We start from the raw sequence: 17571 nt of genomic DNA on the forward strand, positions 1-17571 counted from the left end.
CATAAATCGTAATTCATAAACCATAAAATAAAGACAATGGATTATTCACAATTTCTATATATGCGGGAAGAGCTGTCACTGGTAGCGGTTTTGCTGCTGCTCTTTTTGGCTGACCTTTTCATGAGCCCGGACGCGCACAAGAATGACGGGAAAGCACGGCTGAACACGCTGCTGCCTGTTATCCTGATGGTTATTCACACGGCTGTCAACCTGATTCCGGGCACGGCTGCCGACGCTTTCGGCGGAATGTACCATTATGTACCGATGCATACGGTAGTCAAGTCTGTCCTGAACGTAGGGACGCTGATTGTTTTCCTGATGGCGCACGAATGGATGAAGCGCGAAGACACTTCTTTCAAGCAGGGTGAGTTCTACGTGCTTACGCTTTCGACTTTGTTCGGCATGTATCTCATGATTTCCGCAGGACATTTCCTGATGTTCTTCATCGGGCTGGAGACTGCTTCCGTGCCGATGGCAGCGCTGATTGCGTTTGACAAGTACCGCCACAATTCGGCGGAGGCGGGAGCCAAGTATATCCTGACGGCTCTTTTCTCCAGCGCGTTGCTGTTGTTCGGGCTGTCCATGATTTACGGTTCGACGGGTACATTGTACTTTGACGACATTCCGGCGCATATCGACGGAAATCCCCTGCAAATCATGGCGTTCGTATTTTTCTTTACGGGAATGGCGTTCAAGCTGTCGCTCGTGCCGTTCCATCTCTGGACGGCGGACGTTTACGAAGGCGCGCCGAGCACGGTCACGGCTTATTTGAGCGTTATCTCAAAAGGGTCGGCGGCATTTGTCTTGCTGGCAATCCTCATCAAGGTGTTCGCCCCGATAATCAACGACTGGCAGGAGGTGCTCTACTGGGTTACCATCGTTTCCATAACCGTTGCCAACATTTTCGCTGTCCGCCAGCAGAACCTGAAACGTCTGATGGCTTTCTCCAGTATCTCGCAGGCGGGATACATCATGCTCGGAGTTATCGGAGGAAGCGCCCAGGGAATGACGGCACTGGTTTATTACGTACTGGTATATGCCGTTGCCAACCTCGGTGTATTTGCGGTTATCACAATCGTCGCGCTGCGCAGCCAGAAGTTCACGCTGGAGGATTATGCAGGTCTTTACAAGACGAATCCGAAAATCGCGCTTCTGATGACTTTATCACTGTTTTCACTGGCGGGTATCCCTCCGTTTGCGGGATTCTTCTCCAAGTTCTTTATCTTCATGGCTGCCTTCGACGCCGGTTTCCACTTGCTGGTGTTCATCGCACTGGTGAATACTGTCATCTCGCTGTATTACTACCTGCTGATTGTCAAAGCGATGTACATCACTCCTTCCGACAACCCGATTCCCGCTTTCCGCAGTGATGGCTGCACGAAATGGGGACTGGCTCTCTGCACGCTGGGCATCATCGGCCTGGGTATCGCAAGCATCGTATATCAGTCTATCGACAAACTGGCATTCGGAATATAAGGTGAAGGTAAAACTGAAACTATACTGAGGAGTACTCAGAGAAGTTGCGGATTGCAACAGGTAAACCCGTAACGCATGAATCCCCTTGTTGAGTCCTTACACGGTTATGAACCGGGACTGGAACAAGGGGATTCGTTTTAACGGGGGACTGATTTACGGAAGGATATTCAGTAAATGTCCCTACTTTAAGCATGAATTAGTCGGCCAATTTTATACTATTTGCTGAATGTCCCTACGGACGTCTCCGTGAAACGGCCGGCTCGGCGCGTTCTCTTTTCCTTCCGGAGGGCTTATTCTTGTACGGACTGTTATTCTTCCGTATCGGGCACTGTCACTCTGCGGAGTTTAAACCAGAACCGGGAACCTTTTCCCAATTCCGAATCGACGCCGATTTTCCCTCCCAACTGCTCTACGATGCTCTTGCAGATAGAAAGTCCTAATCCCGTGCCGTGCACAAAGGTGTTGAGTTTTACGAAACGCTCGAAGATATGCGGAAGTTGTTCTCTGGCGATTCCTATTCCCGTATCTTCCACGTAAATTTCCAGTTCTTCCTCTTCCAGGCGATATCCCACGCGGATACTTCCTTCGGAGGTAAACTTGATTGCGTTGTTCACAAAGTTGGATATTACCTGGTGCATACGGTTCCGGTCGCTGATGATATGGCAAACCGGGAGATGGGGGTCGAATACTAACTGGACGCCGGGCTTTATCTTCATCTGCATGGAGAGGACGATATCCTCACACAGCAGGTTCACGTCTACATCACCGTTGGTAAGCTCGAACGTGCCTGCCTCAATCTTCGAGAGGTCGAGGATGTCTGAAATCAATTGCAGCAGCAGTTCGTTGTTCTCGCGGACTATGTTGATGTACTCTCTCCGCTCTTCGATGTCTTCCGACTCGACCAGCAAATCGGAGAAGCCGACAATGGCATTGAGCGGGGTACGTATCTCATGGCTCATGTTGGCGAGGAAAGCACTTTTCAACTTGTCCATCATCTGCGCCTTATCGCGCGCCCGAATCAATTCGGCTTCCGTCTCTTTCAGTTCCGTGATATCATAGTTGATGCCTATAATCTCTATCTCGTCTATCTCCGGCCTGTAAGTCGTGACTACCACGTTCATTCGTATCCAGTTCCATTTATCCGCCGAACCGGGACGGCGGATGCGCATCTCTCCCCGGAAGTTTTTTCCCGTGCCTTTCCTGACTTCTTTGTAAAAGTCAAGAATACGCTTGCGGTCGTCCGGATGCATGTTGCGGTAGATGCCTACAATCTCATTCAGCGGCGTGCCTTCTTTTTCCCCGATGTTCTTGTACCATTGTTTGATGGCGTATCCTTTCCGGTCTATCAGGTTCAACTTGGCATATCCTACTTTGGCGTAGTCGGATATCAAAAGGAAGAAATTCTCAAAATCATGGATACGGTTCATCGCGTCAATCTGTTCCGTATTATCAATGCTGATTAGGATATATCCGTTGAAGTTGCCTTCGTTGTCATACAGTTTGGTGACTTTGGTATATAAATCAATCATGTTGGAACGGTTCGTGCGGTAGTATTTGCCGACCTGTTCAAAGGAATAGTTCACGCGGAAATCAACCAGGTCTTCCATACGCACACGTTCACGGACAGCTTGGGGCACATTCGGGTTATCGAAGAAATTGAGTCCTATCACGCTGTTCTTATCTTCCAGCCCGAATATTTCCATATCTTTGTTGTTCAGTTCCTGCAAGTATCCGTCTTTATCGTAAATTTCGACACCTGCCGGGATATTGGCGAAGATATTTTTGAAGAGTTTCTCGCTGCGGTCTAAAGCGCGATTGGCTTTTACGGCCGCCGTGTTGTCTATGAAGAGTCCGACCACTTCGTCTGCTTCCGGGGAATAAATTATCCAATGGGCATAGCGGTCTGTCTTGGAGAAGTATTCGTCTCTTTCTTTGTATGAGTTGCTGTCCAGCACTTGCAACAGGAAATCGAGCTTTTGAAGGTAATCGGCATGTATCTCCGATGCCAAACGGCCTACATACGCTTCTACCGGGTCGCCGAAAAACTCGGCACTGATGTTGTTGGCGTCCGTCATCCGGTAATCGCAAGGCTGCCGGTCCGCATCACGGACAATCGACATGCGGATATATCCCATCGGCATATAGCGGAACAGGTTTTTCAGAAAAGACTGCTCGCGGATGACGTGGTCTTTCGCTTTCCGCAGCTCGATACAAATGCTGATTATATTTCCCAGTGAGGAGAACCACTGGTAGTCTTCGTTCGTCCACTCACGATATGTCTCGACCAAGTCGATTCCCATATATCCCCAGGCACGCTCACCGGCTATCAGGGGCGTAACCATCAACGATTTTATCCCTTGCATGGAAAGTATGCGGTATTCATCCGTCGCATTTTCCGGTAACTGCCTCAAGGAAGCCAGTATGATGGGCTTGCCGGACAGGATTTGCCGGCTCCACCATTCCGTCTGGCTGACGGGAATCGACTGCAGATTTTCTTTTTCCGCAGAGACGCTTCCCGAAACGACTTCGTACACACAGCTATGATGGGTATATGAGGGGTCGTATTCGAAAATATAGACACGCCCGCCTCCGTGGTAAAGGTTCAGGATGTCATTCAATATCTCTACGATGCATGCCTCGACGCTTTCGTCGCGCAGGAAACGGAACAATGACTGTGATATGTAGTTCTGGCGGCGAAGCAGGTCATTGACCCGGTACACGGACTTCTTCTGCTCCGACTCTCCGGGAGCTTCAACACGCTGGACCACTCCGAAAGCTTTGTCTCCTCCTTCCGCTCCGGTTCCTTTCTCACGAAACCCCAAGCGTGTATGCAACCAGATTTCCCCGTCTCTGCAACAGACGGGAAATGTTTGCTCGTAGAAGTCTTTATGTATATCCGCATTTGCCTGGAATTCCTGAATCACTTGCTGGCGATAGTCTTCACGTATTAGTTCCCCGAATTCCCGAAAACTAATCGTGTCTCCTTCCAATCCCAAAAGGTTGCTAAGGTAGTCCGAGCAAAGATAGCGTCTCGCTGAAAAGTCTGCTTCCCACCATCCTATCTGGGCTAATGAGGCCATCTTACAATATCGTTCGTTGTCTGTTTGCATAAATTACCTGCTCTAGATTATATAGTCTGACAAATATACGAAAAAGTAAATATGTAGTAGTATAAAGGTAAAAAAAGATAAAAAAGAATAGTTATAGGAGAATAAACGGAGGAGACCGTCACTTTCCCGTCGCTACCCTATCGCTATCTACTTGTTGCCCTATCATTGTCTAATTGCTGCCCAATCGTTATTCAATTACTGTCCAGTCGTTACCTAATTACTGTCCAATCGTTATTCAATCGCTATCCAGTCGTCACCTAATTACTGTTCAATCGTTATTCAATCACTGTTCCATCATTACCTAACCACTGCCCAGTCATTATCTAATCACTGCCCCCATTTCTATCCTGCCATTGCCTTATCGCTATCCCGTCTTTCCCATCTTTCACGGAATGTCCCGTCCCCGCCTTCCCCCTCTTCTTGCAGGAACATCGCCGGTATTTTGAATAAAACGGGATTAAATCAAGACTTTCTTCTTCCGGTAGTTCTCCCGGAACTCTTTAGGGGAACAGGATTTTTTCTTTTTAAAGATGCGGTTGAAGTTAGAGAGATTATTAAAGCCGCACTCATAGCAGATTTCGGCAATCGACATGGTGGAATCGACAAGCATCCGGGAGGCAAAACCCAAACGTATGTCGATGATGTAGTCGGAGAGGTTCTTTCCCGTACGTACTTTAAAGAAACGGCTGAACGATACGTCTGTCATTCCGACCATACTTGCCAGTTGTCCCAGGCGAATCTCTTCCTGATAATGGGCGTTGATATATTCCTGCACTTTCTGTACGCGGCGGCTGTCCGAATGAATGTCTATTTTTGCGAAAGACGAACTGGACAGAGTGCAGGAATCTTCTTCAAAGAGGGAAAGCTCGTAAAGAATCGTCATGAATTTGATGACGGCGTAGAATCCCTGTTTCTCGGAAGCGAGCGTGTCCAGCAACGGATAGACTTTTAAAATGGCGGACATCGGGAAACGAAGCCCTTTCTGCGCCTTGTCCAGCATCCGGCGGATAGAGTCGAACTGATTCTTATTGATAAAGCTCTTGAAAAAAAGGTCGGAAGAGAACTGAATCGTAATCTCTCTTATCTCTTTCGAACAGCATTCGTTCTGTTCCCAGACATGCTCCAGCTCTTTGCCGGTTATCAGCACCAAATCATAATCGCCTATCACTTCGGAAGAGTCGCCGACAATCCTCCTGACTCCCGCCGCTTTCTCCGTGAAATTCAGTTCAAACTCGGAATGGTTATGGATAGGGTAAGTAAACTCCGTCTTATAACGTTCCGCAATGTAAAAGCAATCTTTATCAGACAAAGGAGTAATCTCGCGAATAATCTGATTGGGCAATGGTGTGTTCATCATGAGTATTGTTTAACTGTGTGTTTTCTCCGGTAACTATTTCTCAATCCTGATTCCTATCCGGCGCAGGTCCGCTCCCGAAGGGTTCTGGAATACCCGTAAGTCAAACTCCGGGATTATGGCGAGCAAATGGTCGAAGACATCCGCCTGCACGCCTTCATAGGAGACCCAGGCTTTTTCTACGGAAAAGAAATAAAGCTCTATCGGGATACCTGTTTCCGTAGGCTGAAGCTGGCGGACCATGCAGGTCATATCCTGATTGACAACGGGCAGGTTTCTCAGATAATTGGTGAGATAGGCACGGAAAATGCCGAGATTGGTCTGCCTCCGTCCGTTCACTAATATCGAATTGTCAATATCATGTTTCCTGTTGTATTCTTCCACGACCTTCTCCGTTTCGTCCACGTAATCTTTCAGCAACTGTATCTTACGGTATTTCGCCAGCATTTCCGGGGTACAGAAGCGCACGCTGGTCATGTCTATATTGATGGAGCGTTTCACCCGCCTGCCGCCGGACTCCTGCATCCCCTGCCAGTTCTGGAAGGAGTCGCTAATCAGCAGATAAGGGGGAATGGTGGTGATTGTGTTATCAAAATTGCGCACTTTCACGGTATTCAGCGTCACTTCTATCACTGTACCGTTGGCGCCGTACTTCGGCATGGTAATCCAGTCGCCTACTTTCAGCATGTTATTGGCGGAAAGCTGTATGCCGGACACGAATCCCATGATGCTGTCTTTGAACACCAGCATCAACACGGCAGCGGACGCTCCCAGCCCGGTGAGCAACACTACCGGGCTTTGCTTTATCAGGATGCTGACTATGATAATCCCTCCGATGAAGAAAAGAATCACCTGCGCCGTCTGCAGAAGTCCTTTCAACGGCTTGTCCCGGTATTGTTCTTTCTGGCTGTACACCTGGTAAATGGCTGCGAACAGGGTACTGATGAAACGGAGGAAAACGGCAAGGATGTAAATCATGCACAACCGGCGCATGAAATCCAGCAAACGGGAGTCCGCATGTTCGGGAAAGGCGATAGGAATGGCGATGTAAATCAGGACCGGAGCAACCATCTTGCTAAGGTGCACCATCACTTTGTGGTCGAATACGATGTCATCCCAAGTCGCTTTCGTCTGTTTCACCAGCTTCGCTACCGCCCGTAAAATAAGCTTGCGGCAGATGACGTTAGCCAGCAAAGCGACTCCGATGATGCACAGCAGCACAATCAGGTTGTCAAACTTATCCGCCCACTCTTCACTCACTCCCGCCGAAAGCAACGAACGGTTGACTTCTTCCATCACCGCACTGCCCATCTCCTGCACTTCATCATTTATCAATGCTACACTTACCGTATCTATCACTTCTTTCATACATACATTTTCCTTTGTTAGACATGCAATTTTATTTGATATGCAACTCCATCCGGCTATTACCCCTTAGCCAGATATTCCCGGATGTCCCGCCTCAGCCATTCGTAATGATAAAGCTTCTTATACGCCACATTCTTCCTTAGCATGATTTCTACGTTCACCTGGCTGTTCTGATAACAAGTCAATTCGTTCCTGAATTGTTCATTATGTTCCGCCAAACGTTTAATTTCCTGTTCCCGTTCCCTCCTCAAAGCGGTACAAACCGGAACCAGCAGCTTCATCACCACATTATCCATCACATGATGTCCCTGCATATACAAATAGGTTGTTTCGGGAACCAGTCCCAATTCTTTCAGTTCGGCGCGCAATCCGTCTACCCTGCCTGCATGGTGTGGAAAACGGCTTTTCAGTTCCGTAAGTTTCAGGCTCACCCGGTACTGCAGGGATTCCAGGCTGTGTTCGGGATGCTTGAGGTTGATTTCCTTCAAGGCGGTATGCGTATGGAAGTCGTACATCGGGAAGGTATAGGTGTCCCGCTGCCGGTAGAACCAGACGTTCCAGAGGAAAAGCGGATATACGATTTCCGAATACCGTTTCAGATAGGCATTGAAGTCGAGCAGGGAACGGTCGTTCAGCGTCGCCTGCACGCATACCTCATGGAGGCTCTCGGCAAAGCAATGGTAATTTTCAATGGCATAGGTGTATGTCTGGAAAATATATCTGTTCCGGTTTATCTTACGGGAGGTGCGGGTTGCTCCCTGGAGCAGGAAATCGTAATCGCTGTCTACACAGGCAATCAGGCTTCTTCCCAGCTCTTCCGTGTTCAGCGTATTCATAAGGACCATCTTTTTCCCTTTCGCCAGCGAGGTGGCGGAAGGAAGCATCACCTGGAAATAGTGCTCGTCGTCTTCAAATTCTTCGAGCAAGGTACGCCAGAAAGCAACATCGTCATAGCTTTCCACATAGGCGACAATGCGCCGGCGCGCCTTTTTGGAATAGAGCTTATGGGCAGCGCTGAAGTAAGAAGAAGTCAGATTGTCTCTTAGTGAGGTCGCCATTGATTTTATAAATTGCGGTTTTATTAGGTTTTATAAAATAGCCTTTCCGGGAAAGGTTTCCCCGTTTTCTCTGTGTTTCAGCCTTCATGCTCCACGGATGTGGAGATGTCGCTCACTTCCGTCACGGCATCCAGCCATCCTTCCATGATGACGGCGGGCGAATGGGTAGTCAGGATAATCTGCACATTCGGGTTCAGTTCCCGTATCATCGAAATCAGCTTTTGTTGCCATTCTATATGCAAAGAGGCTTCCGGCTCATCCATAAAAAGCACGCAATGACTGTTATCCTGCACAAGCACCGTGAGCAGGATTACCAGCATTTGCTTCTCGCCTGAGGACAGCTTATAGGGAAACAGCAGCTCGCCGTCCTGATAGAAGGCGATGTCATTCCGTTTCCGGTCTATCTTCTTGCGGGTGTAACCGAACAGTTCGTCAACCATGTCCTGAAAGCGGCGTTTGGCTACGGACAAGGTGGCTGCCTTGCTGCGTTCTTCTTCATTGTTGCTGGAAAGCATTTCTATCATCTTGTTGCCGATATTGACCTGATAATCAAGATAACGGCGTTGCAGCAGATAGAGTTGCCAGTCCAACTCGGACTTCACGTTCTTATCCGCCATGCGGGCCGTAAAATCTCCCATAATCAGAGGGCGGTCGTAACTGCGAATCACGTCGTAAGGGATATATGTCGCTTGGGGATTATCGAAGAAAAGGCGCACTCCGCTCTTCTCATCGCTTTTCATCTCACCGGAAAGTTCTTCGAGATAACCTACCGAACGGTTCAGGATGGTCGTTTTCCCCACTCCGTTTATGCCGGAAAGTATATTCACGTCAGGACGTAAATCCCATGCGATATCGAATCTTTTCCAAAGTCCCTTTATCTCGATTCGACGGATATAATTGGCCTGCTGCTCCATAATGTTCAAATGTTTAATCAAGGCAAATATAACTAATTCATGCGATAAATCTGTTACGTTTACCGCAGTTTTCAACAAAGGTAACAAATAAAAAGCTACCTTTGCCAACCGTTTTTCCATTTGAAGGCGGTTCTTGTTAAAAACAGGTTATATCAACATCAATATGGACAAAAGTAAAAATCTGCAGGGACATCTGTTTGCACTGGCAGCAAACGTTATGTGGGGATTAATGTCGCCCATCGGCAAATCGGCCCTCCAGGAGTTTTCCGCCTTGTCTGTCACTACATTCCGGATGGTGGGAGCAGCGGCGGCTTTCTGGATACTTTCCGCATTTTTCAAACAGGAGCATGTCAACCACCGCGATATGCTGAAGATTTTTTTCGCTTCCCTGTTTGCTCTGGTATTCAATCAGGGGATATTCATCTTCGGGCTGTCCATGACTTCCCCTATCGACGCATCCATCGTGACTACCACTCTACCGATAGTCACCATGATTGTTGCCGCCATCTACCTGAAAGAACCGGTCACGAATAAAAAAGTACTGGGAATCTTCGTCGGGGCCATGGGAGCGCTTATCCTTATTTTAAGCAGCCAGGCTGCCGGCAGCGGTAACGGGAATATCATCGGAGATTTGCTGTGCCTGATTGCACAAATCAGTTTCTCTATCTATTTAACGGTTTTCAAGGGACTGTCCCAGCAATATTCGGCAATAACCATCAATAAATGGATGTTTATCTACGCTTCAATGTGTTATATTCCTTTCTCTTACCACGACATTTCGACTATCCAATGGGGGACTGTCTCCACCGTAGCCGTCATGGAGGTGCTTTACGTCGTGTTAGGCGGAAGTTTCCTCGCTTATCTCTGCATCATGACCGCCCAGAAACTGCTTCGCCCGACCGTTGTCAGCATGTATAACTACATGCAGCCGATTGTGGCGACCATCGCCGCCGTCATTATGGGAATCGGCAACTTCGGATGGCAGAAAGGACTCGCTATCGCACTCGTATTTCTCGGAGTGTACATCGTGACACAAAGCAAGTCGAGGGCTGATTTCGAGAAAGACGGAAAGGAGTTATAATACCGCGGGAGTATGTCGAAACTAAGATGAACGCTCGGAACAGTTACAGAATCTAACTGATAAACATAAAAATAGCCGTATCATTACTCAATATGAAGTGCCCCCCAAAAGTTAGACACAAAACTTTTGGGGGGCACTTCAATAATAGAGTTGATGCGGCCTTTTTATTGCCCGATGAAGAGTGCCGAATTTCAAATGAAGAGTGGCGAGTTTCAGATAGAGTGCCAGGTTTCAGATGAAAAGTTCATTTCCTCTAAAATTGAATTTTGACACATTTTCAGGATATCTCAAAATGCCTCAAATAAAATGCTCCCCCAAAGTCAGACAAGAGACTTTCAGGGAGCATTACAGAATGAAAAAGAAGAAAAAGAGCCTTATTGAGAATCAGGAAGTTAAAAATCCTCTTATCTTAGCCTTAATTTCAAAAATATCAGGTTAAGATAAGAGGATTTTTCTTTCAAGAGTTTTTTAATCCATAGGATTCCCGGTTTTTCAAAATCTATGTTAAGATGACTTTGCCGGATAATCGATTCTTAATCTTACCGGATAATTGTTACCAAATTCACCGGATAATGTTCCAAATTCGCCGGGTAACAATGTCTACTCTACCTTAATCCGCCAGAATCGTTATCTCCGCACCGGACGCAAAATCCTGTCCGTTTTGCTCACTTAAAGCGGTAAAACGAATATAACGCGCTTTCACAGGCTTATCGAACACCACTTTCTTTTCTTTCAGATTATTGGCAAAAGTGCCTTTTTTAACCGGTTCGCCCCATTCCTTGCCATCCATGCTGACTTGAATGGAATAATCCTTTATATTACCGTTGTTCCCATCCTGACGCGGCAGATACGTGAATCCTTTGACATTCTTCACTTCACCTGCATCAAAATCCACCCAGTGGGGATATTTGGCAACTGTCACGGAATACATCGTATGCCATATCGTAGCAGGGTCTCCATCGGTCAGATGCGCGGCATCCCCGCTTCCCGACTCCTGACTGCTGGCATACACCACCCGCAACTGTACATTTTCAATCTTTTCAAACCTCACCGTAGCGTTGATATCCTCATTATCCTTGTACCACGCCTTCACTACTCCCCCGTCACGCAACGGAACAGGTTCTTTGAATTCCCGAACCTCTTTACCGCCGTCAATCGTGTAACAAAGCACGGCCTCCTTCTTTGCCGATGTCAGTTCCACCATTCCGGCAGAAGTACGTGTCACCGACAAAGGAATATCCCCGTCGGGAGCCACTCCGGCGACAGACGACAAATCCTTGCCTGCCGGACGAATGATAAATCCCGTCGCATGCTGACCTGCCAACACGCGGTCTTGTAGCAGAGGAGCTCCCTGCCCGCAACTATTGCCACCCAGACCGGTCACCGCGCAATCCAAATGTAAATACGTATCTCCTGCCTCAGGCAACTGATAAGGATGGGAGGCAAACATCAGATCGAGAGCGGAATACTGGAGCGCCGAAACCGAAAGACGGTCCGTGGCGATAAAGACAGCCCCCTTGCCCGCCCGGTCAGTCAACGCACACCAGCGCACATCTTCATGATTCCCCATATCCTGCGGCTTCGGGAAATTTACGAACTCGCCCGCCACCGTATTCGTATGTAACTCGATAAACTGGCCGCTCTTGCGGTCTGCATAATTGTCAACCGGACCGCGCCCGTAATAAGTAAAGTCGGCATACCGTTCGGGGATTCTCATCACATAACCCAGACGAGGCAAAACCAAACCGGGACGATTGGAACTTATGCTGGACTGCAATTCGACAGAACCGTCCGGATATACCGTCCACACCTGATTGGTTATGAACTTGAAACCGTCTCCGCCCGGTTTTCTGTCTTTCAGCTCCACGATGCTGTTCCTGCCGGAACTCGTCCCCCCCTTGATACTCGCGGCATTCGGTGCTTGCGATTCCACAGTAAAACTCAATACTACCCTGTCCTCTTTCACCCGTACGACACATTCCGTCGCCTCATGCTTCAAATTATGTAACCCGCATTCAAACCAGGAAGAATAGAACCAGTTATCATTGTTCGTAAAAGCCCGAAACGCATCCAGTTTCGGTCCGTTCCCGTCGGCAATCACTGTTTCCTTCCCATACTTCAACCGATAGATGCTTCCCGTTTTCCGGTCAAAATCCACCTCAAAACCATTTCCGCGCACTTCATACCTGTCCGTATCCGGATTCATCCCGGCCTTTATCGGTCCCGCTCCGGCAGTCACTTCACCGAGCGACGGACGTCCTGCAGGTTCCTGAACCAAGAACTGTTCTTCCGCCATGACAAAACCCTTGCCGGCCCACGGCATCTTATCTTTTAACACAAACTGTACCTTCACAAAATATTCCGCATCCTTCTTAAAGGCGGCGCGTTCGTAAGGAAGAGAAATCCGTTTATGCCGGCGGGGAGGCAAGTCAATATCCTTTTCCAATACCGACCGCACCGCTTTTCCGTCTTCGTAAAGCGACCATATCAGATGATAATCATCCGCCAGATTCTTGAAATAATATTTGTTGAAGACATCAAAAAGCCCTTTCCCGGCATCAACGGCCTTGACGCCGATATGCTGGTACACCTTCTTCACTTCATAATACTGCGGCTTCGGTTCCAAATCGCCAAACACAATCCCGTTCATCACAAACTGCCCGTCATTGGGCGTATCGCCGAAATCGCCCCCGTAAGCCAGATAACGTACCCCTGTCTTCGGGTCGTAATTATACATGGACTGGTCCACCCAATCCCAGATAGCGCCACCGCAAAAGAAATTGGTAGACTCCATCGCTTCCCAGTAATCAACCAGGTTACCGCAGGCATTCCCCATGGAATGGGCATATTCGGAGATATGGAACGGATATTTGATGTCATATTTCCCTTGTACGGCTCCGCGCACCCAACCGATGGACGGATACTGGTTCGACCCCATATCGACAATGGCGTTGTTACGCTCGTACTGCACAGGACGGGAAGTATCGAAACTCTTCAACGCATCATAAGCCGCCACAAAGTTCTTCCCCGGACCTGCCTCATTCCCCAACGACCAGATAACGATGGAAGGATTGTTCACATTGGCATGTGCCATCTCCATGACACGCGCTACATGGGCGTTTTTCCATTCCGCCGGATGGGACAGGGAAGCAGCGCCGTAATAATACTCGTGCGACTCTATGTTAGCTTCATCTTCCAGATAAATGCCGTATTTATCACATAGAAAATACCAATAAGGGTCATCCGGATAATGGGAATTGCGCACATGGTTGATGTTGGCGCGTTTCATCAGCATGATTTCTTTCTCCATCATTCCGCGGGTTATCGCATGTCCCACCTCCGGGTTGGACTCATGACGGTTTACTCCTTTCAGCTTGACAGTTTTCCCGTTCACATAATAATACCTCCCGGCAAGTCCGAACTCGTCTTCCGACGCAGGCGTGTCCTTGATTTCCACCTTGCGGAAACCGACAACGGCAGAGACAGTCTCGACAGTCTTGCCCTTCCTGTCTTTCAGTTCCGCCACCAGAGTGTAACGATAAGGGAACTCTGCCGACCATTTATTGGGGGCTTTCACATGGAACACGGTCCGGACCTTGCAAGTCTCTCCCGAAACGATTTTCTCCGTCACCGGCGACGAAACCGCGTCCACCAGCGTATTCTCATCTGAATACAGTTTGTTGGCATAAAGCGAATAACGCACCTTATAATCCTTCACCGCCTTCTTATCCAAATTGCGGATATCCGCCGTGACCGTCAAAGAACCGTCCGTATATGCGGCATCCAAATCGGGGATAGCGACCAAATCACGAATATGGACTTTGGGAACCGAATGCAAAGCTACCGTACGGAAAATGCCCGGCAGACGGAACATATCCTGCGCCTCCAGAAACGAGCCGTCCGAATTGCGATACACCTCAACGGCAACCGTATTCCCGCCCTTACGCAGATAAGGAGTAATATTGAAACCGGCGGTATTGCGCGAATTCTTGGAGAACCCCACATACCTGCCGTTAATCCACAGATAAAAGAAAGAATCCACCCCGTCAAAATTGATGAACACCTCCCGACCTTCCCAATCTTCAGGAATCTCAAAATCCCGGCGGAACGAACCAACCTCATTCCGGTGCTTGTAAGTAGTCCAGTTCGACGGTGGCGTACGCATCACTCCTCCCCGCCAGTCGTCCACCTTTACGCGATGCTGGAAGATTACCGGCTGGTTGACATAAACAGGCGTCCCGTACTTCTGGCTCCCGTCTTTCTGAATCCCGTAAATATTCCAGCTTGAAGGTACGGGAATGACATCCCACGCACTCACATCATAATCCGGACGGTAAAAATCCGCCGGACGGGAATCGGGGTCGGGCGACCAGCAGAACTTCCAGTCACCGTTGAGCGACTGCCAATACCGGCTGTTCTCCGGCAACACCTTACGGGCACTTTCCACATCCCCGAACGAAAAGAAATAAGCATGAGGTTGCTCCTTGTTCAATGCTAGATTTCCGGGAGACTCCCATTCATCTCCGGCAGGAGCATTCAAGACAGCATACGTAAACCCTTCCAAAGGTTGGGCTGCAAAACTCTGTAGCGTTAAAAAACAGCATAAGAGAGCGGTTAACAAGGTTTTATTCATAAAATATCAAGTCTATAAAGATTATTCACGCAACAAGGCCACTCTTCTCCGACCTGAAATAAATACACCCCGAAAACAAGGCTCCCCTACATTCGGAACAAACTTTTAACACTATTTGTCAGATTACAAGGCAAAATGCCCTTCCCCGCAACATCTCCGCAAGACGGACAACGGACAGAAACCTCCGCTTCCTTTACTCCTGTCCCTCCCGCTTCAAATCTCCGAAATAAGTATCAAGCAGGCTTTTTGCAGCGACAAATGAAGTAAGATTTCCCTCAAGCACCTGCCGCTCTTTCTCCTGAAGCATGGACTCAATCTTGGGATTCTGGTAGAAACTGTCACGGAGCTGCTCGTTGATGCTCTCATACATCCAATATTTACTCTGCTCATTACGGCGGTATTCAAAATAACCGTTCCCTTTCACAAAGTCGATATACTCGTAAATCATGTCCCAGACTTCCTTGACACCCAGATTATAGAATCCCGAATATGTCAGGACCTTCGGTATCCATCCCGATTCGGGAACCGGGAACAGATGCAATGCATTACGGAATTGTGCGGCAGCCAGTTTGGCGCGTTCAAGATTATCGCCGTCCGCCTTGTTGATGACAATCCCGTCCGCCATCTCCATGATACCCCGCTTGATACCCTGCAACTCGTCTCCCGTACCTGCCAGTTGAATCAACAGGAAGAAATCTACCATCGAATGGACCGCCGTCTCGCTCTGTCCCACACCGACGGTCTCCACAAAAATCTTATCGAATCCGGCAGCCTCGCAAAGCACAATCGTCTCCCGCGTCTTGCGTGCCACCCCACCTAACGAACCTGCCGAAGGGCTGGGACGGATAAACGACTTCGGATGTACGGAAAGCTGCTCCATACGGGTCTTGTCTCCCAAAATACTGCCTTTGCTGCGCTCGCTGCTCGGGTCGATTGCCAATACCGCCAACTTTCCCCCCTTCTCCAGCACATGCAGCCCGAACACGTCGATTGACGTACTCTTTCCCGCACCGGGCACGCCGCTGATACCTATCCGGACCGAATCGCCGGAATAAGGCAGGCACTTCTCTATCACCTCCTGCGCTACGGCCTGATGTTCCGGTTTCACGCTCTCCACCAATGTCACAGCCCGGCTCAAAACAGTAATGTCCCCCTTCACGATACCTTCCACGAACTCCGCCACCGAAAGCTGGCGTTTCTTCGGCTTACGCTTCAAATAAGGATTGACGGACGAAGGCTGCTCAATGCCTTTATTGACGGCAAGCCCTTTGTATTCCGCACTATTTTCAGGATGTTCCATAAATAATAGAATTAGCGTTTAATATTAATCTCAACTTTCGGAGCCAGCGGGTCGTTCGTAATCATCAGGATACGCAGATGATGCTTTTTGTTGCCGATATCGCGCTTGCGAATCGTCACTCTCAACTTCGTCATCCCGTCCGGCGGAAGGATAGTCTTTTTCAACCTGACGCCCACCGAAGAGTTAAACACCTGCAGCTTGCTGATAATCAAAGGTGTTTTTCCGGCATTGGCAATCAATATGTCATGACTGACCTTTTTCTTCTTTATCAACGGCACGCTGAGGTCGATATCCGTCTCCGAAATACGGATGGCAGGAGCATTCAGGGAATCTTCCGCCGTCATCCGCGAGAAATCGGGAAGCAGGATAGCCGAAACAGGTATCTCATTGTCTTCATTCACCTTGTCGCCGGAGAAACGGGAGAGATAGACGGAAGCCTGCGTCAGCCCGTAATCTTTCAGTTGCCCTGCATCCAAGGTAAGCTTGACCGTTCCTTTTTTCCCTTTCAACAGTACTTTCGGCTCCGCCTCCATTTTCAGATAAGGAGGGAGATGCATCAGTACCGGCTCGTAAGGACGGTCGGAAAGATTGGCTATACCGAAAGTCAACGTCGGCTGCTGCCCGCGATAAACATCGGGGAAAGCAAACTCGTCACGGTCAATGCGGATGCTGCCGATAGCATAAGGGTGGGTCTTGGTATAATCTTTTATCTCCCGGACAACTTCCCCCGCAAACTTCAAATACACCAGATTCGGGGTGGCGTTGCTATATATCCCCACCGACTTTTCAAAACGGCCCAGTGCCTTCGCGTCAAAAGATGCCTTCACAACCCCCTTTCCGCCCGGAGCAATCGGTTCCTTCGTCCAGTCGGCTACAGAACAGGCGCAGGAAGTGGTGACATTCGTCAACACCAAAGGCTGGTTTCCGGTATTGGTGATGGTATATTCCACGGTCACCGGACGTTTCCATTCAATTTGGCCGAAATTATGCGTCTCCTTATTGGAAGATAGCCGAGGTTGGGCAAATGCTGTTAAAGTTACAGTTAGCAGAAAAAATATAGATAGTAAACTACGTTTCATGTGATATGTTTTATTTTCAATGTACAAATGTAGGAGTTTTAGATGAGAAATGAAACGTATTGAAAGGATTATTAACGGAGAAACCCAATAAACGGAAGAACACGGTAAACAAAGAAATCGGAAAAACATCCGCACTCCAAATCCAATTATATAAAACCTGAGAATACCGGGGTTTTAGATTTACACTACGTACGCAAA

10 protein-coding genes are annotated in these 17571 nt (G+C 48.5%); 2 read left to right on the plus strand and 8 right to left on the minus strand.

Going from position 1 to position 17571, the window contains the following annotated elements; all coding sequences use genetic code 11:
- Positions 1-36 precede the first annotated feature (36 nt).
- Positions 37-1476 (plus strand): NADH-quinone oxidoreductase subunit N, encoded by a 1440-nt coding sequence (locus Q5076_RS03130; RefSeq protein ID WP_303010774.1) that lies wholly within the window; start codon positions 37-39, stop codon positions 1474-1476.
- A 308-nt stretch (positions 1477-1784) separates the two neighbouring features.
- On the opposite strand, the gene Q5076_RS03135 is transcribed toward Q5076_RS03130, so the two are convergent.
- From Q5076_RS03135 to Q5076_RS03155, 5 genes are all read right to left on the minus strand, one after another.
- Positions 1785-4586 (minus strand): ATP-binding protein, encoded by a 2802-nt coding sequence (locus tag Q5076_RS03135; RefSeq protein WP_303010775.1) that lies wholly within the window; start codon positions 4584-4586, stop codon positions 1785-1787.
- 457 nt (positions 4587-5043) lie between these two features.
- Positions 5044-5940 (minus strand): AraC family transcriptional regulator, encoded by an 897-nt coding sequence (locus tag Q5076_RS03140; RefSeq protein WP_303010819.1) that lies wholly within the window; start codon positions 5938-5940, stop codon positions 5044-5046.
- 36 nt (positions 5941-5976) lie between these two features.
- Complete coding sequence (locus tag Q5076_RS03145; protein ID WP_303010776.1) at positions 5977-7308, minus strand: mechanosensitive ion channel family protein; 1332 nt, start codon at positions 7306-7308, stop codon at positions 5977-5979.
- 59 nt (positions 7309-7367) lie between these two features.
- Complete coding sequence (locus Q5076_RS03150; RefSeq protein ID WP_303010777.1) at positions 7368-8366, minus strand: DUF4435 domain-containing protein; 999 nt, start codon at positions 8364-8366, stop codon at positions 7368-7370.
- A gap of 77 nt (positions 8367-8443) precedes the next feature.
- Positions 8444-9280 carry an AAA family ATPase gene (locus tag Q5076_RS03155; RefSeq protein ID WP_303010820.1) on the minus strand — a complete coding sequence of 279 codons (837 nt, stop codon included), beginning with the start codon at positions 9278-9280 and terminating at the stop codon, positions 8444-8446.
- Positions 9281-9443: 163 nt separating this feature from the next.
- Here Q5076_RS03155 and Q5076_RS03160 point away from each other — a divergent pair, with 163 nt between their 5' ends.
- The gene (locus tag Q5076_RS03160) at positions 9444-10361 is read left to right on the plus strand and encodes a DMT family transporter (RefSeq protein ID WP_303010778.1); all 918 of its coding nucleotides are present in this window, start codon (positions 9444-9446) and stop codon (positions 10359-10361) included.
- 610 nt (positions 10362-10971) lie between these two features.
- On the opposite strand, the gene Q5076_RS03165 is transcribed toward Q5076_RS03160, so the two are convergent.
- The 3 genes from Q5076_RS03165 to Q5076_RS03175 form a co-directional block, all read right to left on the minus strand.
- Positions 10972-14994: a glycoside hydrolase family 2 TIM barrel-domain containing protein gene (locus Q5076_RS03165; protein WP_303010779.1), complete on the minus strand. Its 4023-nt coding sequence runs from the start codon at positions 14992-14994 to the stop codon at positions 10972-10974.
- 193 nt (positions 14995-15187) lie between these two features.
- Positions 15188-16294, minus strand: a complete 1107-nt coding sequence (gene meaB / locus Q5076_RS03170) for a methylmalonyl Co-A mutase-associated GTPase MeaB (RefSeq protein ID WP_303010780.1) — start codon at positions 16292-16294, stop codon at positions 15188-15190.
- 11 nt (positions 16295-16305) lie between these two features.
- Complete coding sequence (locus tag Q5076_RS03175; protein ID WP_303010781.1) at positions 16306-17373, minus strand: DUF1573 domain-containing protein; 1068 nt, start codon at positions 17371-17373, stop codon at positions 16306-16308.
- Positions 17374-17571: the final 198 nt, after the last annotated feature.

This window comes from uncultured Bacteroides sp. (assembly GCF_958445495.1).
GTDB lineage: Bacteria > Bacteroidota > Bacteroidia > Bacteroidales > Bacteroidaceae > Bacteroides.